General features: G+C 37.8%; 18 protein-coding genes. 14 read left to right on the top strand and 4 right to left on the bottom strand.

Annotated elements, in window-relative coordinates:
- Window positions 1–148: 148 nt before the first annotated feature.
- From G525_RS0102705 to G525_RS0102695, 3 genes are read left to right on the top strand one after another with little or no spacing between them, the layout of a single operon-like run.
- Window positions 149–691, top strand: a complete 543-nt coding sequence (locus G525_RS0102705; protein WP_027124782.1) for an RNA polymerase sigma factor — start codon at window positions 149–151, stop codon at window positions 689–691.
- A 33-nt stretch (window positions 692–724) separates the two neighbouring features.
- A complete protein-coding gene (locus G525_RS0102700; RefSeq protein ID WP_027124781.1) occupies window positions 725–1237 on the top strand; it encodes a hypothetical protein in 513 nt (170 codons plus the stop codon).
- Complete coding sequence (locus tag G525_RS0102695) at window positions 1234–1686, top strand: hypothetical protein (RefSeq protein ID WP_027124780.1); 453 nt, start codon at window positions 1234–1236, stop codon at window positions 1684–1686. The genes G525_RS0102700 and G525_RS0102695 overlap by 4 nt, the downstream gene beginning before the upstream one ends.
- Before the next feature lie 73 nt (window positions 1687–1759).
- On the opposite strand, the gene G525_RS0102690 is transcribed toward G525_RS0102695, so the two are convergent.
- Window positions 1760–2809, bottom strand: a complete 1050-nt coding sequence (locus G525_RS0102690; protein ID WP_027124779.1) for a sialidase family protein — start codon at window positions 2807–2809, stop codon at window positions 1760–1762.
- A 153-nt stretch (window positions 2810–2962) separates the two neighbouring features.
- On the opposite strand from G525_RS0102690, the gene G525_RS0102685 reads away from it, so the two are divergent.
- The 3 genes from G525_RS0102685 (at window position 2963) to G525_RS0102675 (ending at window position 10005) form a co-directional block, all read left to right on the top strand.
- Window positions 2963–4174 (top strand): RsmB/NOP family class I SAM-dependent RNA methyltransferase, encoded by a 1212-nt coding sequence (locus G525_RS0102685; protein WP_027124778.1) that lies wholly within the window; start codon window positions 2963–2965, stop codon window positions 4172–4174.
- 245 nt (window positions 4175–4419) lie between these two features.
- On the top strand, window positions 4420–8109 hold the full coding sequence (gene purL / locus G525_RS0102680) for a phosphoribosylformylglycinamidine synthase (RefSeq protein WP_027124777.1): 3690 nt from the start codon (window positions 4420–4422) through the stop codon (window positions 8107–8109).
- A gap of 123 nt (window positions 8110–8232) precedes the next feature.
- The gene (locus tag G525_RS0102675; RefSeq protein ID WP_027124776.1) at window positions 8233–10005 is read left to right on the top strand and encodes an AMP-dependent synthetase/ligase; all 1773 of its coding nucleotides are present in this window, start codon (window positions 8233–8235) and stop codon (window positions 10003–10005) included.
- A 31-nt stretch (window positions 10006–10036) separates the two neighbouring features.
- On the opposite strand, the gene G525_RS0102670 is transcribed toward G525_RS0102675, so the two are convergent.
- On the bottom strand, window positions 10037–11971 hold the full coding sequence (locus tag G525_RS0102670; protein ID WP_027124775.1) for an LTA synthase family protein: 1935 nt from the start codon (window positions 11969–11971) through the stop codon (window positions 10037–10039).
- 174 nt (window positions 11972–12145) lie between these two features.
- Between G525_RS0102670 and G525_RS0102665 the strand changes: the two genes are divergently transcribed.
- From G525_RS0102665 to G525_RS0102645, 5 genes are all read left to right on the top strand, one after another.
- Window positions 12146–12598 carry a MarR family winged helix-turn-helix transcriptional regulator gene (locus G525_RS0102665; RefSeq protein WP_027124774.1) on the top strand — a complete coding sequence of 151 codons (453 nt, stop codon included), beginning with the start codon at window positions 12146–12148 and terminating at the stop codon, window positions 12596–12598.
- Between the two features lie 4 nt (window positions 12599–12602).
- Window positions 12603–14996 (top strand): 3-hydroxyacyl-CoA dehydrogenase/enoyl-CoA hydratase family protein, encoded by a 2394-nt coding sequence (locus tag G525_RS0102660; RefSeq protein WP_027124773.1) that lies wholly within the window; start codon window positions 12603–12605, stop codon window positions 14994–14996.
- A gap of 114 nt (window positions 14997–15110) precedes the next feature.
- Complete coding sequence (locus G525_RS0102655) at window positions 15111–16301, top strand: acetyl-CoA C-acyltransferase (protein ID WP_027124772.1); 1191 nt, start codon at window positions 15111–15113, stop codon at window positions 16299–16301.
- A 32-nt stretch (window positions 16302–16333) separates the two neighbouring features.
- Window positions 16334–16687 (top strand): four helix bundle protein, encoded by a 354-nt coding sequence (locus G525_RS0102650; protein ID WP_027124771.1) that lies wholly within the window; start codon window positions 16334–16336, stop codon window positions 16685–16687.
- A gap of 39 nt (window positions 16688–16726) precedes the next feature.
- Window positions 16727–18532: an acyl-CoA dehydrogenase family protein gene (locus tag G525_RS0102645; protein ID WP_027124770.1), complete on the top strand. Its 1806-nt coding sequence runs from the start codon at window positions 16727–16729 to the stop codon at window positions 18530–18532.
- Window positions 18533–18690: 158 nt separating this feature from the next.
- Here the strand turns inward: G525_RS0102645 and G525_RS21600 are convergent, their stop codons facing one another.
- Together G525_RS21600 and G525_RS0102635 are read right to left on the bottom strand one after the other, a co-directional pair.
- Window positions 18691–20004 (bottom strand): N-acetylmuramoyl-L-alanine amidase, encoded by a 1314-nt coding sequence (locus G525_RS21600; RefSeq protein WP_211222898.1) that lies wholly within the window; start codon window positions 20002–20004, stop codon window positions 18691–18693.
- Between the two features lie 106 nt (window positions 20005–20110).
- The gene (locus tag G525_RS0102635) at window positions 20111–20491 is read right to left on the bottom strand and encodes a BlaI/MecI/CopY family transcriptional regulator (RefSeq protein ID WP_027124768.1); all 381 of its coding nucleotides are present in this window, start codon (window positions 20489–20491) and stop codon (window positions 20111–20113) included.
- 89 nt (window positions 20492–20580) lie between these two features.
- Between G525_RS0102635 and G525_RS22615 the strand changes: the two genes are divergently transcribed.
- Genes G525_RS22615 through G525_RS0102615 form a run of 3 tightly spaced genes read left to right on the top strand, consistent with a single transcriptional unit; the run spans window position 20581 to window position 24881 of the window.
- Window positions 20581–21876, top strand: a complete 1296-nt coding sequence (locus G525_RS22615; protein WP_051209704.1) for a DUF6265 family protein — start codon at window positions 20581–20583, stop codon at window positions 21874–21876.
- Window positions 21877–21917: 41 nt separating this feature from the next.
- On the top strand, window positions 21918–23255 hold the full coding sequence (locus G525_RS0102620) for a M28 family peptidase (protein WP_027124766.1): 1338 nt from the start codon (window positions 21918–21920) through the stop codon (window positions 23253–23255).
- Window positions 23256–23258: 3 nt separating this feature from the next.
- Window positions 23259–24881 carry a M1 family metallopeptidase gene (locus G525_RS0102615; protein WP_027124765.1) on the top strand — a complete coding sequence of 541 codons (1623 nt, stop codon included), beginning with the start codon at window positions 23259–23261 and terminating at the stop codon, window positions 24879–24881.
- Window positions 24882–25069 lie beyond the last annotated feature (188 nt).

The following is a 25069-nucleotide window of genomic DNA, read 5'->3' as shown; positions in this document are numbered from 1 at the left end:
AAAAATACAATTCATCGATAATATATGCTTTTTAACGATTATATTTCACTTAATCAATTGATTATCAGCAATGAATTTCTAGAAATATTTTTTAACAAATTCGATTAAACTTTTTATATCTTCAGCAGTCTTATTAAAAAACGTTTTTGTGGACCACGACGAGGAACTCATTTTAAGATTAACATCCGAAAAGACCAAAGAAACGGCCTTTAAAGAGTTGCTTAACCTCTACAAGGAACGTTTATATTGGCACATACGAAAAATAGTGATGAGCCACGATGATGCTGATGACGTATTGCAGAATACTTTTATTAAGATTTATAAAAATATCCACAGTTTTAAAGGCGAAAGTAAACTCTACTCTTGGATGTATCGGATTGCAACCAATGAAGCCATCACACATCTCAAAACGAATGCGAGATTAAAAAGCATTACCAGCGAAGAATTGCAACAGCAAACCATTGAAAATCTTCAGGCAGATGTTTATTTTGAAGGCATCGATATTCAGTTAAAGTTACAAAAAGCCATCGCAACATTACCCCTAAAACAAAAGCTCGTCTTTAATATGCGTTATTTTGATGATTTAAAATATTCAGAAATGTCTGAAATATTAGAGACAAGTGAAGGCGCTTTAAAAGCCTCTTATCATATTGCCGTAAAAAAGATTGAAGCTTATTTAACCAATGATTAAACCTTTTACTTAATTGATAGTCCTAGTAATAGCATGAAAAAAAGGAGTTTACATAATATAAATGAAACAGGTCTTAAAACACCCGATTCCTATTTTGAAAGTTTTGATGAGCGTTTATTTGCTAAAATCAATGTTCAAAAAGAAATGGCGGCAATAAAAAATTCTGGCCATAGCGTTCCAGAAAACTATTTTGAAAATTTTGATGCCCAATTGCAAACACGTCTTACAAACGAAAAACAACCAAAAGTAAGATCATTTATGTCTTTGCGAAATGCAGCCTACGCTTCAGGCATTGCGGCCTCTTTGGTTTTGATGCTTACGGTTTTTACAAAATCGCCAGACAGTCTATCCATTAACCAGGTTGAAACTGCTTCTATTGAAGATTATTTGAATGATGAAAACCTCAACATTTATGACATTGCTTCACTTTTAAATGAAGAAGACCTAGTTTTAGACAATTTTGTCTCTAATACACTTACAGAAGAGTCTTTGGAAAGTTATCTTCTTAACAATACTTCTATTGAAGATTTAATATTTGAAAAATGAAAAAAATAATGATCGTTTTAGTGGTGGTGTTATTGACCTCTTGGTCAACATTCTCACAAGACTCAAATAAAAGAGAAAAAATTAAGTCGCTTAAAGTTGCCTTTATTACGGAGCGTTTGGCGCTTACCCAAACAGAGGCACAAAAGTTTTGGCCCATTTATAATGCGTATGAGACTGAAAAAGATATGCAAAGACGACTGGGCTACGAAAAGCGTAAGCAAATTTCAGAAGACATTTCTGAAGCACAGGCCAAGATCATGCTGAATGATCTTATAAAATTTGAAAGAGAAAGAGAACACTTACGTATTGATTTTATAGAAAGTCTAGTGAACCAAAAAGTATTACCAGCAAAGAAAATTCTACAATTGAGAACGGCCGAGGATGAGTTTAACCGCAAAATGCTCCATGAATATAAAAAGCGACGAGGCAATCCACACGATAAGGAATAAAATTCAAAACTCCAAATTCCAAATTCCAAAATCAAACCCTTGGAATTTGGATTTTTTTTCTGAAATTTCTATTCTAGTTTTGAAATTTCAATCTCGCCATTCTCCCCTTCCCTGCAGCGTAGGCTACACTATCATTTAAAAATCGCAGCGTGTAAAAACCTTCATCACTTAAATGTGTCCATGTACTGCCAGAATCATTAGAGTAATCAATCCCCCTAAAACCAACGGTCACAAGTTCCTTTCCGTCGCTATTCGGAACATATTGTACGCAACTTCTATAGCCTGGTTCCGCTCCATCGCCTACCAACAACCAGGTTTTGCCACCATCTGACGTTCTCATTTTATTAGCTTTAGTGTTTTCAGGTTTTGTATAATCACCACCAATCGCAAATCCATTATTCTCATCGCAAAAATCAATGGAATATATACCAGTTGTTGCTTCACCATTGATCATCGGCGTTTCAAAAGCCTCCCAGGTCTCGCCTTTATCACCAGAGAATAAAATCCTACTCGTTTTTCCGCCTGTGGCCACCCAAGTTTTATTGCCCACAATAGCAATATTCGTGTTGCTCGCAGCAAAAGCGGCTTCACCTTCCATGATTTTTGGTAAATTGTTACAAGGCACTTTATTCCAAGTCTCTCCTCCATCTCTCGTTATGATAATACTCATACAGTCCTCCGTTGGGTCACCAATGGCAATGCCCTCTTCAGAGTTCCAAAAGCTAAGGGCATCATAAAACACCTTTTCATGCACCTCTTTATATACCACTTCCATGGCACCATTTTCGCCCGTCTTGAATAATAAGGCAGGATTTTCCACACTGAGCATAAAAAAGTCATTCGCTGTTCTCGCCACCGCTCTAAATTGCAAGTTCAAACTGTCATAGTGTTGTGTTGCCGTAGACCATACCTCAGTTTGAGGGTTAAACAATCCGAAAACAGCATTGTTTGCCGCAAAAGCTAAGCTTTTATCAGAGGCTATATCAAGTGCCCTAATACTTAACGTACTATCAATATATATTTCCTCTATAGCAACTGATGTTATTTTATTTTTAATAGTTTCCTCTTTATTTTTACAAGATATGATGGCTGTCACTAAAAATAAATACGTCAAAATTCTCATGGTCACATTTTTTTCGGAAAGATACTTGATTTACGACTAAAAAAAATAAAATAGTCACGCATTCGTAGCATTTTAACGTAACTTTGCAGTCGCAATTTTTATAATAAAGCTTGCAGTCGCACAAGATAACGACAAATCTAAATAACTAGAAAAATGAGATTACACAGAAATATATGTTTTGCAGTTATTGATGGGTTGATGCTCATTTTTAACGAAGGTCAATACGCTGATAAAGTTATTCAACAACTTCTAAAACGAGATAAACGATGGGGTGCACGTGATCGTGCGTTTGTTGCTGAAACCACTTATGATATCGTGAGATGGAAGCGTTTATATGCTGAGATTGCTGAAGTTAAGGAACCGTTTGACAGAGATAATATTTGGAGAATGTTTGCCGTTTGGGCCACTTTAAAAGGCATTAAACTTCCTGACTGGCCTTATTTTGAGAACACACCAACCCGAAAAATTAAAGGACGATTTGATGAACTTTCAAAAACCAGAAAATTCAAGGAATCCATTCCTGATTGGATGGATGAATTGGGTGAAAAAGAATTAGGCAATGAGGTTTGGACTAAAGAAATCAGTGCTTTAAATGAACAGGCAGAAGTTATTTTAAGAGTGAATACTCTTCAAACAACCAAAGAAGCGCTCCAGGCCGTCTTGTTTGACTTAGACATTGAGACGGATTTTATACCAAATTATCCTGATGCTCTGAAATTAAAAGAGCGTGCCAATGTCTTTCAAACAGAAGCTTTTAAAAACGGACATTTTGAAGTTCAGGATGCCTCATCACAATTGGTGGCTCAATTTCTCGATGTAGAACCTGGCATGCGCGTAGTTGATACTTGTGCAGGTGCTGGCGGCAAGGCATTGCATATTGCTACCTTAATGCAAAACAAAGGTCAGGTGATTGCATTGGATATTTATGGCAATAAGCTTAACGAACTCAAACGAAGAGCCAAGCGTAACAGTGTCTTTAATGTTGAAACAAGAACGATAGAATCCACCAAAGTAGTCAAAAAATTATATGACAAAGCAGATCGTGTGTTGATTGATGCGCCTTGTTCCGGTTTGGGCGTGCTCAGAAGAAACCCGGATGCCAAATGGAAACTGCAGCCAGAATTTATTGACAAAATCAAGGAAACCCAACAAGAGATCCTGCAACAATATTCTAAAATTGTCAAATCTGGTGGAAAATTGGTCTATGCGACATGCTCTATATTACCGTCAGAAAACCAAGATCAGGTTAAAAAATTCTTAGCATCAGAAAACGGACAAGAATTTACTTTTGTAAAAGATGAAAAAGTCCTTGCACACACCTCTGGTTTCGATGGGTTTTACATGGCACTCTTAAAGAAAAAGTAATTCCAATTATTTTCGTTACAGAATATAATGATTTGAATCCGCCACAAGGTTGAACGTTTCATCTCAAAGATCAAATATCCACGATTAATCATAAAACAATAAAAGCAACATCACTTCAACAAGCTCAGTGCCCGATGTTGCTTTTTTTATGACTTAATGTGAAAAAATATCCTTTAAAAAGACTAATTTTGCACTTTCAAAATACAAACTGTCTGCGCAAAAAGTCAGGCATAAACTAAGACATAATGATTCATTTCTTCGGAAACCAAAACAGCAAAGTATTTGCTGTTCAAGCAACAAAAGAATTAGCAACAGCAACCATCAATAAACTGATATGGTTATTTGGCAACCAACCTAAAATAGAACAAGCATCTCTCGATGCTTTTTTTGTTGGTCCACGCGCTGCAATGATTACCCCTTGGAGCACAAATGCTGTTGAAATCACCCAAAATATGGGCATATCGGACATCATCCGTATTGAAGAATTTCAAGCGGTAGCTGAAGGTTTCAAGGACTTCGACCCCATGATTTCTGAAAGATACAAGGGGATTGATCAGGAGTCATTCACCATTCATATCCAACCGGAGCCAATTATTGATATCGAAGATATTTCGGCTTATAACCAACAAGAAGGTTTGGCATTGAATGACGAAGAAATTGACTATTTAGAAGGTGTTTCAGCTAAAATCGGTAGAAAACTAACCGATTCTGAAGTCTTTGGGTTCTCACAGGTTAATAGTGAACATTGCCGTCATAAGATTTTCAATGGTACTTTTATTATTGACGGGGAAGAAAAAGAGCAGTCACTGTTCAAAATGATAAGGGAAACCTCCAATAAAAATCCGAATTCTATTGTTTCAGCCTATAAAGACAACGTTGCTTTTGTGAAAGGTCCAATTGTTGAACAATTTGCCCCTAAAACGGCGGATAAACCAGATTTCTACCAAACTACGGATTATGAATCGGTAATTTCATTAAAAGCAGAAACCCATAATTTTCCAACCACGGTGGAACCTTTCAATGGGGCTGCCACAGGTTCTGGTGGAGAAATCAGAGACCGACTCGCTGGTGGAAAAGGCTCTTTGCCCTTAGCCGGAACTGCTGTCTATATGACATCTTATTCGCGATTGGAAGAGAATCGTCCTTGGGAACAGAAAATGGACGCACGTCCTTGGTTGTATCAAACACCAATGGATATTTTAATAAAAGCCAGTAATGGTGCTTCGGATTTTGGCAACAAATTCGGGCAACCTTTAATTTGCGGTTCTGTATTAACTTTTGAACATGATGAAAATCAAGATGCTTCAACAAGCTCATCATGCGCAAGAAAACTAGGCTATGATAAAGTGATCATGCAAGCGGGTGGAATTGGTTATGGAAAAGCAGAGCAAGCCTTAAAAGATACGCCTAAAGTTGGTGACAAAGTAGTGATCCTTGGTGGTGAAAACTACCGCATTGGAATGGGTGGCGCAGCAGTTTCTTCAGCAGATACTGGAGAATTCTCAACAGGTATCGAATTAAATGCCGTACAACGTTCCAATCCGGAAATGCAAAAACGTGCCGCCAATGCGGTCCGTGGAATGGTTGAAAGCCAAGAGAATTTTATCGTTTCCATTCATGATCATGGCGCTGGCGGGCATTTGAATTGCTTAAGTGAATTGGTAGAAGACACTGGCGGACTAATTGACTTAGATAAATTACCGGTTGGGGATCCTACACTTTCTGCCAAAGAAATTATTGGTAATGAATCCCAAGAACGCATGGGCTTAGTCATTGCTGAAAAACATTTGGAAACTCTCCAAAAAATAGCGGATCGTGAACGCTCACCAATGTATACCGTAGGAGACGTCACAGGAAATCACCGCTTTACTTTTGAATCTAAATCGACAGGCCAAAAGCCAATGGATTTAGAAATGGAGGACATGTTTGGAAGTTCTCCAAAAACAGTCATGACTGATAAAACCGTGAACAGGAATTACAAGTCCGTCACTTATAAAAAAGATAAATTTTACGATTATTTAGATCAATTGCTGCAATTAGAAGCGGTAGCCTGTAAAGATTGGCTTACCAATAAGGTAGACCGTTGCGTGGGAGGTAAAGTTGCAAAACAACAATGTGTTGGGCCACTACAATTACCACTCAACAATGTGGCCGTTATGGCTTTAGACTATAAAGGAAAAGAAGGCGTTGCAACCGCCATTGGCCACTCGCCTATTTCCGGATTGATTGATCCGGTTGCTGGTAGTATAAATGGGATTACTGAGGCCTTGACTAATATCATCTGGGCTCCGTTAAAAGATGGCTTGCAAAGTGTATCACTTTCCGCCAACTGGATGTGGCCCTGTAAAAACGAAGGTGAAGATGCGCGACTTTACGCCGCTGTAAAAGCAGTTTCTGAATTTTCTATTGATCTGGGCATTAATGTTCCGACAGGAAAAGACTCCCTTTCCATGAAGCAGAAATATCCAAATGAAGAGGTGATTTCTCCAGGAACTGTCATCATTTCTGCAGCTGCCAGCTGTAACGATATTACCAATGTCGTTGAACCTATTTTAAAGAAAAATGCAGGTAGCATTTATTATATCAACCTTTCTCAAGATAATTTCAAATTAGGCGGAAGCTCATTTGCACAAATCTTAAATAAAATTGGTAATGAAACGCCTAAAGTTCAAGATGCAGACTACGTAAAAACAGTTTTCAATACCATTCAAACCCTTATTCAGGAAGGTCAAATTACTGCAGGCCATGATGTGGCTTCTGGCGGACTGATTACCACCTTGTTGGAAATGTGTTTTGCTGACAACAATTTAGGTGCAGAATTGGACTTGACTGGTCTTGGTGAAAGTGATTCATTCAAAATACTTTTTGCTGAAAATGCCGGGATTGTTTTTCAAACCAAAGACGCTTCCGCAGAAAAAATATTGACCGAATCAAATATTGGTTTTTTAAAAATAGGAAATGCTACAGAGGACGACTCCCTAAATATCATCAATGGAAAAGATGTATTTACGATGAGCGTTTTTAGATTGCGTGATATGTGGTTTAAAACCTCTTACCTACTCGATCAGAAGCAAACCGCAGGCGGATTGGCGAAAGAGCGTTTTGATAATTATAAAAACCAACCGTTGGCATACAAATTTCCTGAATATTTCACAGGAAAATTACCAGTTATTCCTAGCGGCACTAAACGTCCAAAGGCTGCCATTCTTCGTGAAAAAGGCTCCAACTCTGAACGTGAAATGGCAAATGCCATGTACCTCGCAGGATTTGATGTTAAAGACGTGCATATGACCGATTTGATTTCAGGACGTGAAACATTGGAAGACATTCAATTTATTGGTGCGGTTGGCGGATTTTCTAATTCGGATGTTCTAGGTTCTGCGAAAGGCTGGGCCGGTGCATTTTTATACAATGAAAAAGCTAATACTGCATTGAAAAACTTCTTCAAAAGACAAGACACACTTTCTGTAGGCATTTGCAATGGCGCACAACTTTGGATGGAATTAGAACTGGTCAATCCAGAACATGAAACCCACGGAAAACTCACTTATAACACCTCAAAAAAACACGAGAGCGGTTTTAGCTCCGTGAAAATTCAAGAAAACAATTCTGTCATGCTTTCAAGTATGGCGGGCAGTACATTGGGCGTATGGATTTCTCATGGAGAAGGTAAGTTTAAGCTTCCACTCACAGAAGACACGTATAACATCGTAGCGAAATATGGATATGACGCTTATCCCGCCAATCCTAATGGCTCAGATTTCAATACGGCCATGATGTGTGACAAAACAGGAAGACACTTGGTGACGATGCCACATATTGAGCGGTCAACGTTTCAATGGAACTGGCCACATTATCATGAAGGCAGAACAGACGAAGTGTCGCCATGGTTGGAAGCATTTGTCAATGCGCGTAAATGGATTGAAAATCAATAGCATTCAATTTTAAATCAGATGTAGTGAGGGGTTTTTCAATTGTAAAAAGCCCCTTTTTTTATGTCGCCATTTGAATATCCTATTTATTTTCATACTTTGCACGCACTAAACTTCGTATAACTAATGACTGACGTTACCAGAATTTTTGATTTTCCAAGGTATCAATTGAAACATTATAACCTTGAGAAAGCACTTATTACAAAATATAACGGCAAATGGACCTCAATTTCTACCCAAGAATATATTGATCAAGCCAATGCCGTAAGCAGAGGTTTATTGCGATTGGGCATCCAACCCAATGATAAAATAGCAGTCATTTCTTCCAATAACAGAACGGAATGGAACGTCATGGATATTGGTATTTTGCAAATTGGAGCGCAAAACACACCAATTTATCCTACGATCTCTGAATCCGATTATGAATATATCCTCAATCATTCCGGATCGATATTATGTTTTGTATCTGATCAAGAAGTTCTCGATAAAATCAATGCTATCAAAGCCAATACAAAATTAAAGGCTGTTTATACGTTTGACGACCTCAAAGCTGAAAAAAGCTGGAAAGAAGTTTTAGAATTAGGAAAAGATGACAGCAATCAAACTGAAGTAGAGACACGTATGGCCGCTGTAAAACCAGACGATTTAGCGACCTTAATCTATACTTCTGGAACAACAGGAAAACCAAAAGGGGTCATGCTTTCTCACAACAATCTTGTCTCCAATGTTTTGGACAGCAAGAAACGAGTGCCTTTTGAATATGGAAAATCAAAGGCTCTAAGTTTTCTGCCGGTCTGCCATGTTTTTGAACGGATGATCTTGTACCTCTATCAATATTGTGGTGTTGAAATTTATTTTGCAGAATCAATCGAGAAGATGAGTGAAAATCTGCAGGAAGTGAAACCTAATGTCATGACTGCGGTGCCTAGGCTTTATGAAAAAGTATATGATAAAATTGTAGCCAAAGGAAGTGAATTGACTGGTATTAAAAAGAAACTATTCTTTTGGGCCATAGAATTGGGTCTTAAATATGAACCTTATGGCGCCAATGGCTGGTGGTATGAAACACAACTGAAATTGGCGAGAAAACTCATTTTCAGCAAATGGAAAGAAGGTCTTGGTGGGAATTTGGACATGATGGTTTCTGGAAGTGCCGCGTTACAACCACGACTCACAAGAACCTTCGCAGCCGCTGAAATGCCAATCATGGAAGGTTACGGATTAACAGAGACCTCTCCGGTAATATCAGTAAATGATATGCGGAACCATGGTTTTAAGGTAGGAACTGTTGGGAAGATTATCGATAATGTTGAAGTTAAGATTGCTGAAGATGGTGAGATTTTAGTTAAAGGGCCAAACGTGATGATGGGCTACTTTAATGAACCAGAACAAACAAAGTCAGTGATGACCGGTGATTATTTTCACACTGGAGACATTGGTGAAATAGATGCCGAAGGTTTTTTAAAGATTACAGATCGTAAGAAAGAAATGTTCAAAACTTCAGGTGGTAAATATGTTGCTCCGGCACTATTGGAAAATGTATTGAAGCAATCCCGGTTTATTGAACAGATTATGGTGATTGGTGAAGGCGAAAAAATGCCTGCAGCTTTGATCCAACCTAATTTTGAATTTATTAAGGACTGGATCAAACATAAAGAAAAAGATATTAAGCTAGATAATGATTCCATTGAAGGCTCAAAAGATGTATTGGAACGTATTCAAGAGGAAATTGATAAAGCCAACGAGAGTTTTGGGAAATGGGAACGCATCAAAAAATTTGAATTGACCCCTGATGTTTGGTCAATTGAAGGCGGGCATCTTACCCCAACCATGAAAATGAAACGAAAGGTGATTAAAGAAAAATATAAAGATCTTATCGAAAAAATTTACAGACCATAAACAGAAGAGCTTCTTAAAACGAAGCTCTTTTTTATTTATCTAAACTCAACTTTTTATCCACAATACGCTCAAAATAATCTTGTAAAAATGCTCTACAGGCCTTTTCAGTCGCTTCCATTTCAGGGGTTTTATTGGCAATCAGATTATTCTCAAGACTTTTATCGTCAATATCGTAAAATCCTGTAGCCACTTCACCATCAAACGTACAAATATAGTTTCCTCTAAGCATGTGGTATTGTGAGGCATTATGATTGATTGCAAAAGGCTCCACCCCATCCTCTGACACTAAACTTCTTCCCCAACTTCTAAAAGGCTTTTTATATCCTATAAGATCCAATACCGTAGGATAAACATCAATCTGCTGTGCCAATTTCTCTTCAATTCCCGCCAAACTCCCATCTGGTTTATAAATCAAAATTGGTACTGCTCGCCTATTGATGACCTTATTATACACTTCATAATACACCTGATTGGGGTGATCAGCAGTGATCACAAAAATGGTATTCTCAAACCAAGGCTCTTTTTTTGCCGCTTCAAAAAATTGCTGAAAGGCATAATCCGTATAGCCAATAGGTTGGTGCATTTGAATATGTCCTTTTGGAAATTTTTCATTATATTTTTCAGGAATTTTGAAGGGTTCGTGAGAAGATACTGTAAATACCGTACTAAAAAATGGTTGCTCTTTTTCATCCAAAGTCGTTTTCATAAACTGTAAAAAAGGCTCATCCCAAATACCCCAACTGCCATCAAAATCGTCGTCGTTGCCATATTCTTCCATGCCATAATAATGGTCAAATCCCAAAATATTACTAAAGCCTAAAAACCCCATCGAACCATTTGGAGCGCCGTGAAAAAAAGAGGTGTCGTAATTTAAATCGTTCAAGACAGAAACCAAACTCTGAATCTCCTGATTGGAATAACTTGAAGACGTAAAAGCATCCACAAAAGATGGAATCCCAGACAATACGGACGACATTCCATGAATTGATTTTGAACCATTGGCGAATGCATTTGGAAAAATAAGGCTGTGTTGCGCCAGGGAATCCAGAAACGGCATATAGCCCACATAGTTATCAATACCGCTATCTTTATTAAAAGAAGCTAAATATTCTCTCCCCATACTTTCAGTAATGATCACCACAACATTTGGCTTTGAGGGTGGATTGTTATCGTATTGCTTTATAGGTTTAATGTAAAATTGAATCTCTTCTGGAGTCACCTTATAATCTATTTTCTTAATGCTGTTTTTTCCGAAGGTTCGTATAAACGCAAAGGTGGTATTGAGTACCAAATCTGCCTGCTCCATCTTTTTAACATGCCTACTGGCATCTACCAAATTTATCGGTCGTGTACTTTTTCTAAAATCACCACCCCTGATACCACCTACGATTAAAGTACCTATGACCACAAAGCCAATAAAAGATGATATATAGTAGGACTTAGTTGGCAATTTGTATTCTAACGGATGGAGCTTTACACGCCTGTACAAATAAATCCATAGCAGACTTACCCCAAAAAAGAGAAGATACACGTGCCAATAACTCAACATAAACCTAAAGAACATGGCAGTTTTGTTGCCTTCATTTTTAACCACGTCCAGCACCGATAAAGTGGTTCTAGCGAAATTGAATTTGTAGTAAATAAAATCTACATAATTAAGCGCGTAGGCAATTAAGTTGGTAATGAAATAAACATAAAATACTAATTTCTGATACCAAGATGACATTGCAAACCGAAGCGGCAACAGTGATAAAATAATAAAAAGACTATTGACGTATAATATGGCGGCTGTGTCAAACGCCAATCCATAGTAAGACAACCTAAAAAACTCACCAAAAGAATGCACTTCTAAAACATCATAATTATAGAGGAAGAACAAAAACCGAGCAACAAAATAAAACACATAAGCCAAAAACAAGCGATAAAGTAAAATCGTGTATTCCTCTTTTCTAAAGAACAATTTCATGCAAAATAAATTGTAATATTAATATTAGCGCAAAAGTACAAAGAACCCATCAACCAATGTAAAATTGATAGCTTTAAAAGAAAGAACAGCCCTTACAATAACAAGAATAAAAAAATGAAATTTATTATGCACGCATAGTAAATTTTTGTATATTTGAAAATCAGATGAATTACAATGAAAGATAAAACCATTGATTATGTTCTAAAAACCACTTGGTTAGCGGTTACTAAAATGTACAACGAAGAAGCATCCAAGTTTGATAGCACAATGGCAACTGGCTTTGCTTTATTAAGTATTGACCCAGAAAAAGGAACACCTTCCACATCTATGGGGCCCAAAATGGGAATGGAAGCCACGAGTTTGTCTCGAACATTAAAATCAATGGAAGCACGTGGCTTGATTGAACGTCGTCCAAATCCTGAAGATGGCCGTGGGGTTTTGATTTTTCTCACTGATTTTGGAAAAGAAAAACGCGCCTACTCTAGAGAAAAGGTACTGATTTTTAATGAAACCATTCGCAAGAATGTTTCTGAGGAACAAATCAAAAACTTTTATGAAGTTGCTGAAAAAATCAATAATATGATTTCAAACAAAAATATTTACAACCAAAAAGAAAATAGTTTATAATAATATGAGCAAACGTAGAATAAAAAAAGTGGCCATTATTGGCTCCGGAATTATGGGAAGCGGTATTGCATGTCATTTTGCCAATATTGGCGTTGATGTACTACTTCTTGATATTGTTCCAAGAGAATTGAATGATGCTGAAAAAGCTAAAGGTCTAACTTTAGAAGACAAAGCCGTTAGAAATAGAATTGTTAATGATTCTTTAACTGCTTCTCTAAAATCGAAGCCCTCTCCTATTTATCATCCCTCTTTTGCTAGTAGGATAACGACTGGTAATCTTGAAGATGATATTGCCAAGGTTAAGAATGTGGATTGGATCATGGAAGTTGTAGTAGAACGCTTGGACATCAAAAAACAAGTTTTTGAAAAGCTTGAAAAACACAGAACTCCAGGTACTTTGATTACGTCAAATACGTCAGGAATTCCGATTCATTTTATGAGCGAAGGGCGAAGTGAAGATTTTCAAAAGCACTTCTGTGGAACTCACTTTTTCAATCCTGCGCGCTACTTAAAATTATTTGAAATTATTCCTGGACCAAAAACATCTCAGGATGTATTGGATTTCTTGAATAATTATGGTGAGAAATTTTTAGGGAAAACGTCAGTTATCGCAAAAGATACGCCCGCATTTATAGGAAACCGTATCGGAATTTTCGGAATTCAAAGCCTTTTCCACCAAGTTAAAGAAATGGATTTGACCGTGGAGGAAGTTGATAAATTGACAGGACCTGTAATTGGTCGTCCTAAGTCGGCTACCTTCAGAACCGTTGATGTGGTTGGTTTGGATACTTTGGTACATGTTGCCAATGGCATTTATGAAAACTGCCCTGAAGATGAAGCACATGAGCTTTTTAAGTTGCCAGATTTCATCAACACGATGCTGGAAAACAAATGGTTGGGAAGTAAAACCGGGCAAGGTTTTTATAAAAAAGAAGGCAAGGAGATCAGAACCTTAGATTTGAACACCCTTGAATATAGAGATCGAAAATCTGCAAAATTTGCGACTTTAGAGCTTACAAAAACCGTTGATAAAGTTGTTGATCGTTTTCCAATTTTAATTTCAGGAAAAGATAAAGCGGGCGATTTTTATAGAAAGAATTTTGCCGCGATGTTTGCATACGTTTCTAACAGAATCCCTGAAATTACCGATGAGCTTTATAAAATAGATGATGCTATGAAAGCTGGCTTCGGCTGGGAACATGGACCATTCCAAATTTGGGATGCTGTAGGCGTTGAAAAAGGTATCGAATTGATGAAAGCTGAAGGATTAGCTCCCGCCGCTTGGGTCAATGAGATGTTGGAATCAGGAAACAAATCGTTTTACTCCGTTAAAGATGGCAGTACGTTCTTTTACGATATTCCTTCTAAAAAACAAGAAAAAATCCCAGGACAAGATGCCTTTATCATCTTAGATAACATCCGTAAATCTAAAGAAGTCTTTAAGAATTCAGGTGTTGTTGTTGAAGATTTAGGAGACGGCATCCTAAACGTGGAATTCCAATCCAAAATGAATACCATTGGTGGTGATGTATTGGCGGGTTTAAATAAGGCTATTGACATTGCCGAAAAAGATTTTGCGGGATTGGTTGTTGGCAATCAGGCTGCAAATTTCTCTGTTGGCGCCAATATTGGTATGATTTTCATGATGGCCGCCGAACAGGAATATGATGAACTGAATGCTGCCATTAAATATTTTCAAGATACTATGATGCGGATGCGTTATTCTGCAATCCCAACGGTTGCGGCTCCTCACGGAATGGCACTTGGTGGTGGTTGTGAATTATCAATGCACGCCGATAAAGTAGTTGCTGCCGCTGAAACCTATATCGGCCTCGTCGAGTTTGGCGTTGGCGTGATTCCTGGTGGTGGCGGATCAAAAGAGATGGCGCTCCGTGCTCAGGATATGTTTCAAAAAGGAGATGTTAAATTGAACATATTACAGGAGTACTTCTTGACCATCGGAATGGCAAAAGTAGCCACTTCTGCTTATGAAGCTTTCGATTTAGGAATTCTTCAAAAAGGAAAAGACGTTGTGGTGGTCAATAAAGACCGACAAATAGCTACTGCTAAGGCCTATGCTAAAATTATGGCGGATGCGGGTTACACACAACCGGTGAAACGTACAGACATCAAAGTTCTCGGTAAACAAGCTTTAGGCATGTTTTTAGTTGGAACAGATTCAATGGAAGACAGCAAATATATTAGCGAGCATGATCAAAAAATCGCCAATAAATTAGCCTATGTTATGGCTGGAGGTGACCTGTCAGAACCCACTGAAGTCAGTGAACAGTATCTATTGGATTTAGAACGTGAAGCATTTTTGTCTTTGGCAACAGAGCGTAAAACTTTGGAAAGAATTCAACATATGTTGAAGACTGGAAAGCCGTTGAGGAATTAAAAGGCCCATCCCAACCTTCCCAAAGGGAAGGAGACGTGATGTAAAAAAAATCTATTTTAACTTAAATTACCCGTAACAGTTCCCTTTCCTTCGGAAAGGGTTAGGGATAGGAAAATGAAACAAGCATATATAGTAAAAGCATACAGAACCGCAGTTGGTAAAGCACCAAAAGGCGTGTTCCGATTTAAAAGAACTGATGAACTAGCTGCTGAAACCATCCAGCACATGATGAAGGAGCTTCCTGATTTTGACAAATCACGTATTGATGATGTTATTGTTGGGAACGCCATGCCAGAAGGCTCACAAGGCCTGAATATGGCGCGATTTATTTCATTAATTGGACTGAATAGTGTGGATGTGCCTGGTGTTACCGTCAATCGTTTTTGTGCTTCGGGCATTGAAACTATTGGAATAGCAACAGCAAAAATCCAATCAGGAATGGCGCATTGTATCATCGCAGGTGGTGCAGAAAGCATGAGTGCAGTCCCAATGACAGGATATAAACCAGAATTAAACTATGATACCGTAAAAGCGGGACACCCTGATTATTATTGGGGCATGGGAAATACGGCAGAAGCCGTTGCCACCCAATTTAAAGTCTCTCGTGAAGATCAGGATGAATTTGCCTACAACTCGCACATGAAAGCTTTAAAAGCGCAAAAAGAAAATCGTTTTCAGGATCAGATTGTGCCTATGACAGTTGATCAAACTTATGTGGATGCCAACGGAAAAAAAGCTACCAAAACATATACAGTTACCAAAGACGAAGGTCCAAGAGCCGGAACAAATCTAGAGGCATTAGCCAAATTACGTCCAGTATTTGCGGCCAACGGAAGTGTAACCGCAGGTAACTCATCACAAATGAGTGATGGTGCTGCCTTTGTCATGATTATGAGTGAAGAGATGGTAAAAGAATTGAATCTTGAACCTATTGCGCGCTTGGTCAATTATGCTGCAGCAGGTGTAGAACCGCGTATCATGGGTATCGGTCCTGTAAAAGCCATTCCAAAAGCATTAAAATTGGCAGGTCTAGAGCAGAAAGATTTGGAACTGATTGAATTGAACGAAGCTTTCGCTTCACAATCCATTGCAGTAATCAGAGAACTGAACCTTAATCCTGACATCATTAACGTCAACGGAGGCGCCATCGCATTAGGCCATCCACTTGGGTGTACCGGTGCAAAATTATCGGTACAGCTATTTGACGAAATGCGCAAGCGCGACATGCAAGGAAAATATGGTGCTGTAACCATGTGCGTTGGCACCGGACAAGGTGCTTGTGGGATATTTGAATTTCTTAATTAGAATCAGGATTTTTAGAACCAAGAGGCAAGACTATGCACAACTTCAAAAAATTAAAAATTTGGGAGGAAGGTATAAGTTTGGTTAAAGAAAATTACAAATTAACCCGGACGTTTCCTGATTTTGAAAAATTTGTTTTGGTTTCACAAATGAATAGATGTGCCATATCGATTCCATCAAATATATCTGAAGGATCGAGTAAAAGCACCGATAAACACTTTAATAAATATCTTGAAGACAGCTTAGGCTCAGCATTCGAATGGGAAACACAATTGATAGTAGCATATAATGAAAAATACTTATCAGAAGAAAAATTTAAAGAACTAGAACAAAAAATAACACAAATTCAAAAAATGATTTCAAGATTTCAATCAGGACTAAACTTTTAGTCATGGTTCTTGACTCTTGACTCTTTTAATCTAACTACAATGGAAACACAACAAGAAAAAGAATTACTAAGAGGTGGCCAGTTCATCGTGAAGGAAACCAACTGCGAAGACGTCTTCACTCCAGAAGATTTTAACGAAGAGCAGAAAATGATGCGTGACTCAGTGATTGAGTTCAATGATCGAGAGATTATTCCACACAAAGAACGCTTTGAAGCGAAAGATTATGCCTTGACCGAAGAAGTGATGGGAAAAGCTGGCGAGATGGGCTTTTTAGGTGTATCTGTGCCTGAAGAATATGGAGGAATGGGAATGGGATTTGTGTCTACTATGATTGTATGTGAATACATTTCTAGTGGTACAGGGTCTTTTAGCACCGCATTTGGCGCCCATACAGGAATTGGAACAATGCCAATTACACTTTACGGAACCGAAGAGCAAAAACAAAAATATGTTCCAAAATTAGCGAGTGGCGAATGGTTTGGTGCCTACGCACTTACCGAGCCAGGCGCTGGTTCTGACGCAAATTCCGGTAAAACAACGGCGACACTTTCTGAAGATGGAAAATCTTATAAAATCAACGGACAAAAAATGTGGATCTCCAATGCGGGATTCTGTAGCTTGTTCATTGTTTTTGCCCGTATAGAAAATGACAAAAACATTACTGGGTTTATTGTTGAACAAGATCCTGAAAATGGGATCACATTAGGTGAAGAAGAAAAAAAATTAGGTATTCATGCCTCTTCAACACGACAGGTGTTTTTTAGTGACACTGTTGTTCCTGCAGAAAACATGCTCGCAGGTCGTGGTGAAGGTTTTAAAATCGCCATGAATGCACTAAACATTGGTCGTATTAAATTGGCTGCTGCTTGTTTGGATTCACAAAGAAGAATCACAACAACTGCTATTCAATACGCTAATGAACGTAAGCAGTTCAACACTAGAATTTCAGATTTCGGAGCTATTAAATTGAAGTTGGCTGAAATGGCCACCAATACGTATGCTGATGAATCGGCATCGTATCGTGCTGCAAAAAATATCGAAGACCGTATTGCCATGCGTCATGCTGCTGGGAACTCCCATCAAGAAGCAGAATTAAAAGGTGTTGAAGAATATGCCATAGAATGTTCCATTTTAAAAGTTGCGGTTTCTGAAGATCTTCAAAACTGCGCTGATGAAGGCATCCAGATTTTTGGTGGAATGGGCTTTTCTAAAGACACCCCAATGGAAGCTGCTTGGAGAGATGCGCGTATTGCAAGAATTTATGAAGGCACCAACGAAATCAATAGAATGCTTTCTGTGGGCATGTTGGTCAAAAAAGCCATGAAAGGCCATGTCGATTTATTGGGCCCGGCTCAGGCTGTTGCTGATGAATTGATGGGCATCCCTTCTTTTGACACACCTGATTATTCTGAGTTGTTTGCAGAAGAAAAAGAAATGATTGCTAAGCTTAAGAAAGTCTTCTTAATGGTAGCAGGTTCTGCAGTTCAAAAATTTGGTCCGGATTTAGAAAGCCACCAACAATTATTGTTAGCGGCTTCTGACATCCTCATTGAAATCTATATGGCTGAATCGACAATTTTAAGAACTGAGAAAAACGCCAAACGTTTTGGTGAAAAAGAACAAGAGATACAAATAGCAATGGCTAAGCTGTATTTATATAATGCGGTTTCTATTGTTGAGAAAAATGGTAAGGAAAGCATTATTTCATTCGCTGAAGGAGATGAACAACGTATGTTGTTGATGGGCTTGAAGCGTTTTGTGAAATATGCAAACTATCCAGATATTGTAGATTTACGTAGAACGATTGCAGAAAAAGTAAAAGCTGAAAACAAATATTGTTTCTAGTATTCAATCACTTTTTAAACATTGGTCCGAATGCCTTAGGCTATCCGATCTATTGTCAACATAAAGTTTTTAAAATTTTGACTAACTCAAATTTTTTTAACGAAGGAAAGCCAATTCATTAGTTTGAATTGGCTTTTTTATTGATACACATCACGGCTCTAGTTATTTTTAAACTCCCTAATCTTTAATAGACTTTCGTGAAGGGATTTTGCGATGGTTTCTTGATGATTATCATTGGTTAAAATGGCCTTGTCTTTAGCGTTGCTGATAAATCCGAGCTCCAATACCAATGCAGGAACATCTACATTTTTCAAAATATAAAATCCAGCAGCTTTTAATTCACCACGATCATTGAATTGATCTAGCTGGTTTTCAACTAGAATTCTACTGTAGTCATGGGAAGTTTGGCGATGCTCATTCTTATCATAATAAAATGCTTCCACACCATTGGCATCTGTATTTTGACTGGCATTACAGTGCAAACTAATCACCAGATCAGGATGTAATTGATTTATAAAATTGACACGCTCCGATAAACTTAAGAATTCATCGGCACTTCTAGTTTCGACAATTTTTATTTTGTGGTCGCTATATCTCGCTAATTTATTAGAAATTTGAAGCACTACATCCTTTTCAATCAAATTACCCGAATCTTTACCGCCATGCCCAGCATCAATCACCACGACCAATTGGGGCTTACTGTCTTTAAAAGAACTTAAAGTGAAAATTGCCGCAAATAAAGTAAATGCGAGGAGCGATTTTAAACTCCGTTTCAATACTGATGATCTTGATTGCTGTAACATAATGAGTCTGTTTTTTATATGGTTAAAATTAAATCCGCTCGTAAAAGGCATCGCAGCTAGTGTATTGCCTGAATAAATAATACTGTTTGAATATTCTGAAATGTCCATTCCAGATTTGATGACCTGTTCATCAGCAATAAACTCATGGTTTTCACGAATTTGTCGTTTATATAACCATACAAAAGGGTTGAACCAAAACACACAGTTCAATAACTCCACTAAAAGAATATCCAAGCTATGCCAATGTTTTGAATGAATGACTTCATGTTGAAGGACACTTTTCGCATAGGATGTTTCCATCAAATGTTTGGGATCAATAAACAAATAATTGAAAAAACTTGAAGCTGTCTGCAGTTCTTCAATCTTTACGAGTTTTAAACCTTCAATATACTCGCTACTCTTTCTGGTTAATTTGAGAATTCGAAATAAATTCAAGCCATATCTCGTCAAGAAAATAAAGGTGATGAATAGATATAATGAAATCGAAAGATGTTCCGATGTATGATCAACCTTTTGAATCGTTTCTATCGGTGTTCCACGTAAAATGGGTTCAGAAATAAGAGCTCCTTCGTTTGATTGAAATTTAATTTCCGTAAGGCTTGGAAGCGCATTAAAAACCCCTATTTCCATAATAGGCGCCAATAAACAGAGTACAAGAGAGCTTAACAAAAATAATCGATTGAACTGAAATGTTTTCTGATTCTTTAAAATCAAACGATAAACTAAAAAAGAACACCCTAAACTAACTATGGTATATATGATATAATTGAACATTCTATTTTTTCTTTTGATTGATTTTTTGCTTCACCAATTCTTGTAATTCCTCCAGTTCCTCCATACTGAAATCGGCATTCTTTGTAAAAAAAGAGGCGAACTGTGATTTGGAGTCATTAAAGAAATGTGTAATCATCGTTTTCATTTGTGAGGAAAAATAGTCGTTCTTTTTAAGGATGGGAAAATATTCTTTATCACGGCCTAACCTATTAAATCCGATGTAGTTCTTATCACACATCCTGCCCAATAAGGTAGAAATAGTAGTGTATGCAGGTTTGGGTTCTGGAAATAGATCTACAATATCCTTCATAAAGCCTTTATTCAGCATCCATAGGTATTTCATGATCTGCAATTCTGTTTTATTCAATTGTTTTATCTCCACAACTATAGTTTTAATACTACAAATGTAGTAATATAATTTTTATATGCAAGTTCGATTCAAAAATTATATCTTTATAAAAATAACCCTCGATGAAATTTAATTTTCTATTCCTGTTTGCCCTAAGCACTATTTTCGGCTTTGCGCAACCCAATACCGACATTTTTTTGTTTGATTTAAATACGGCAGAAAATAGTTTTGCATTGTCGAATTTCAGAAATATTTCTGAGAATGAAGGCTATGACAACCAACCTTCGTTTATGAATAATAAAACGATTTTGTACGCCGGCACTCGAAATGCACAAACCGATATCGTCAAATACAATCTCAATTACGGTTCAAAAACATGGGTTTGCTATACAGAAGGCGGTGAATACTCCCCCTTAAAAATCCCTAATCAGAATGCCGTTTCTGCCATTAGATTAGATCCTGACGGAAAGCAGCGCCTTTATCGGTATGATTTGAAGGACAGCAGCAACACCGTTATTTTAGACAGCTTGGTCGTTGGCTACCATCTTTGGTTTGATGAAAACACTATCATTTCATCGGTATTAGAGGAAGATATTCTATCACTTTATCGTTCTGATTTAAAGACAGGTTTAAACAAAAAGATCATAACACATATCGGTAGATCCTTACATCACATTCCAAATTCAGACCGCATCAGTTTTATTTCTAAAAATACCGATGGCACTTCACAAATCAAATCCTTTAATCCTAAGTCTGGTGCTATAAAAACAATCGCTTCTACCCTTCCTGGCAGTGAAGACATCTGCTGGACACCAGAGGGTCATATTTTGATGGCAAAGGATGATTTACTTTTCCAAATAAATCCAAAAAACAATTCTGGTTGGACTGAAATCGCTTCATTAAAATCGTATGGCATCAAAAACCTCAGCCGTTTAATAATAAGTCCTGATGGAAAAAAACTAGCCATCGTTGGAGAAGTGATAACACCAAATTCATCACATAATACCTCCAAAATATTAGAACCAAAACTAGAAAGCATCAAATGGATTGCCGGCCATTGGAAAGGAGAAGCTTTTGGCGGACAAACGGAGGAAAACTGGAGCGAATCCTCAGGAGGTTCTATGATGGCCACTTTTAAATTGATTGATAACGATATTGTGGTTTTTTACGAAATAGAGATCATTCGTGAAGTAGAAAACACACTAATCTTGCAACTCAAGCATTTTGGTAACGACCTTAAAGGTTGGGAAGAAAAGGATAAAACAATCGATTTTCCATTAAAAGAAATCACAGAAGATAAAGTCGTTTTTGAAGGCATGGTTTTTGAAAAAATAAGCACCAATGAAATGAATATTCATGTGGATATTAAACAAGACGACGGCAGCGTAGAAACAGTAACTTTTAATTACAAGAAATAACCCGTATCAATTAAGTTCCATATTCATTAATAACTCTAGTCATGAACCATTTATTAAAATTAAGTATAATAAGCTTTCTTTCTTTGAATCTCAATGCCCAAACAGATCAAAAAATTTATGACATCATTGATGCCGTTTCTTCTGATCGCATTGAAAAAGATGTGCAAACGCTCGTTAATTTTGGCACCAGAAATACCTTTAGTGACACAGTTTCTGAAACGCGTGGGATTGGTGCGGCCCGACGTTGGATCAAAAAAGAATTTGAAAGCATTTCAAAAGCGTGTCAGAATTGTTTAAATGTCTTTTATCAGAAAGATTTTGTGACCAAAGAAGGCAACAATCGCGTACCCCATGACGCATGGGTCGTCAATGTTGTAGCCGTTCAAAAAGGGACCAAATATCCAAACAGCTATATTATTATGAGTGGCGATATTGATTCGCGAGGCAGTGATACAATGGATTTTACCGTAGATGCACCCGGTGCTAACGACAACGCATCAGGAATGGCGGGCACTATTGAAGCAGCTCGCGTACTTTCAAAATATAAATTTGAAAGCAGTATTATTTATGTTGGTCTTTCAGGTGAAGAACAAGGACTTTTTGGTGGCGGCGGATTGGCCGCTTATGCTAAAGACAAAGGATGGGATATTATCGGTATTTTCAACAATGACATGATTGGAAATATTGAAGGAGTTGATAGCGTGATAGACAACCGTACTTTTAGAATATTCTCTGAGCCTGTGCCTCCTACTGAAACGGACCGCGAGCGCCAAATGCGCCGTTTTTATGGTGGTGAAGTGGACGGAATTTCAAGACAATTGGCACGTTACGTCCATAAAAACACGCAAACTTATATGCCAGAAATGAACCCTATGATGGTGTATAGATTGGATCGTTTTGGTAGGGGCGGACACCATCGGCCGTTCAACGATTTAGGGTTTGCTGGCATCAGAATCATGGAAGCTCATGAAAACTATACCCAACAACATCAAGATATCCGTACCGAAAACGGAATCAATTATGGCGATACTTTTGAACATGTCAATTTTCCATACGCTGAAAAATTAACCGCAGTTAATGCGATTAATATGGCCAGTTTAGCGTCTGCACCGCCGCCGCCCAAAACGGTGTCTATTGGAGGTGTTGTAGAAGCTTCGGCAAAATTAAAATGGGACAAGGTTGAAGGCGCCAAGGGCTACAAGATTTATTGGCGAGACACGACCTCACCAACTTGGGACCATTCCAGATATGTGGGTGATCTTGATGAATTTACACTCACTGGTATTGTTATTGACAATTCATATTTTGGCGTAGCTTCTGTAGGAAAAGATGGTTACGAAAGTGTGGTGGTTTTCCCAAACTCAATTATTAGAAACTAAATTATGAACAAGTATATTTTTATTCTTTTTGTTCTAACAGCAATCCATACCGTAAAAGCCCAAGATGAGACCTTTACAAAACACGATACCTTAAGAGGTTCCATTACCCCGGAACGTGCTTGGTGGGATTTGACCTATTACCATTTGGAGATTTCCGTGGATCCCAGCACAAAATCCATTAAAGGTAAAAACACCGTTCAGTATAAGGTTTTAGAGCCAAATTCCGTACTTCAAATTGACTTACAATCGCCATTAATAATTACAAAAGTGATCCAAGATAATAAAGAGCTTGACTTTAGATCTGACGGTAATGCTCATTTTATTACTTTAAAAAATAACCAGAAAATAGGGAGCCTTCAAAGTCTGGATGTTTATTACGAAGGTCAGCCCAAGGAAGCCATAAGAGCACCTTGGGATGGCGGATTTTCTTGGAAAAAAGATGAAAACGGTAATGATTTTGTTGCAACCTCTTGCCAAGGACTTGGTGCAAGTGTCTGGTGGCCCAATAAAGATCATATGTATGATGAAGTGGACAGTATGCTCATTAGTGTACGTGTTCCAAAAGCGTTAATGGGCGTTGCCAACGGACAATTGCGTGGTATTGATAATCATAAGGATGGGACAAAGACCTACAATTGGTTTGTCAACAACCCCATTAATAACTATGGCGTGAATGTGAATATTGGTGATTATGTGCATTTTTCTGAAGACTATAACGGCGAAAAAGGCATCTTAAAAATGGATTATTATGTTTTAAAAGACAATCTTGAAAAGGCGAAGCAGCAATTTAAAGATGCACCGCGTATGATGGAGGCGTTTGAACATTGGTTTGGTCCTTATCCTTTTTATGAAGATGGGTATAAATTGGTGGAAGTGCCCTATTTGGGGATGGAGCACCAAATTTCAGTTACTTACGGCAATGGCTATAAAAACGGCTATTTAGGTCGCGATCTTTCAGGCACGGGATGGGGCTTGAAATTCGATTTCATCATCATTCACGAATCTGGCCACGAATGGTTTGCGAATAATATCACCTATAAAGACTTGGCCGATATGTGGATACATGAGAGTTTTACCGCCTATTCGGAAAGTTTATTTGTAGAATATTTCTATGGCGTTAAGGCTGGGGCAGACTATGTCATCGGCACACGACGAGGCATCCAAAATGACAAACCTATTATTGGACCTTACGGTGTCAATCAATCCGGGTCTGGAGATATGTACTACAAAGGCGCCAATATGTTGCATACTTTGAGAGAATGGATAAATGATGATCAAAAATGGCGACAAATTTTAAGGGGCCTCAACGAAACTTTTTATCATCAAACTGTGACCACAAATCAAATTGAAGACTATATCTCTCAGACTTCAGGACTTGAGCTGAACGCTTTTTTCAATCAGTATTTAAGAGATATTAGAGTTCCAACGTTGGAGTATGAAACAAACGGTGATTACTTGAAATATCGTTGGAGCAATACCGTAAAAGATTTTGAAATGCCAGTTCAGGTCTCCATTAACGGGAAAGACTTGTGGCTCTATCCAAAAGAATCGTGGTCAATGACACAAACAAAAGGCAACGATCTCCAAATTGATGCCGATTTTTATGTACGCTCTAAAAAATTATAAGCGTTCACCTCCAACGCTATGGGATAAGAACGCTGATTTTCGAATACGAATTCATCTTAATTTTGAGATATGGCAGTGATGTCCGCAGACCATCCTATTGGAATCTGGAATTTTTAAGTTGATACTTCTTTTATTTGGCGCTGCTGAACCACATACCATTGTACGAATCCTTTGCTTCTATAAAGATT

Origin of the sequence: Gelidibacter mesophilus DSM 14095 (assembly GCF_000423005.1) — a bacterium.
In the GTDB taxonomy this organism is placed as follows: domain Bacteria; phylum Bacteroidota; class Bacteroidia; order Flavobacteriales; family Flavobacteriaceae; genus Gelidibacter; species Gelidibacter mesophilus.
Note: the sequence above shows the minus strand (reverse complement) of the source record. Positions and strands in the feature narration are given on the sequence as shown.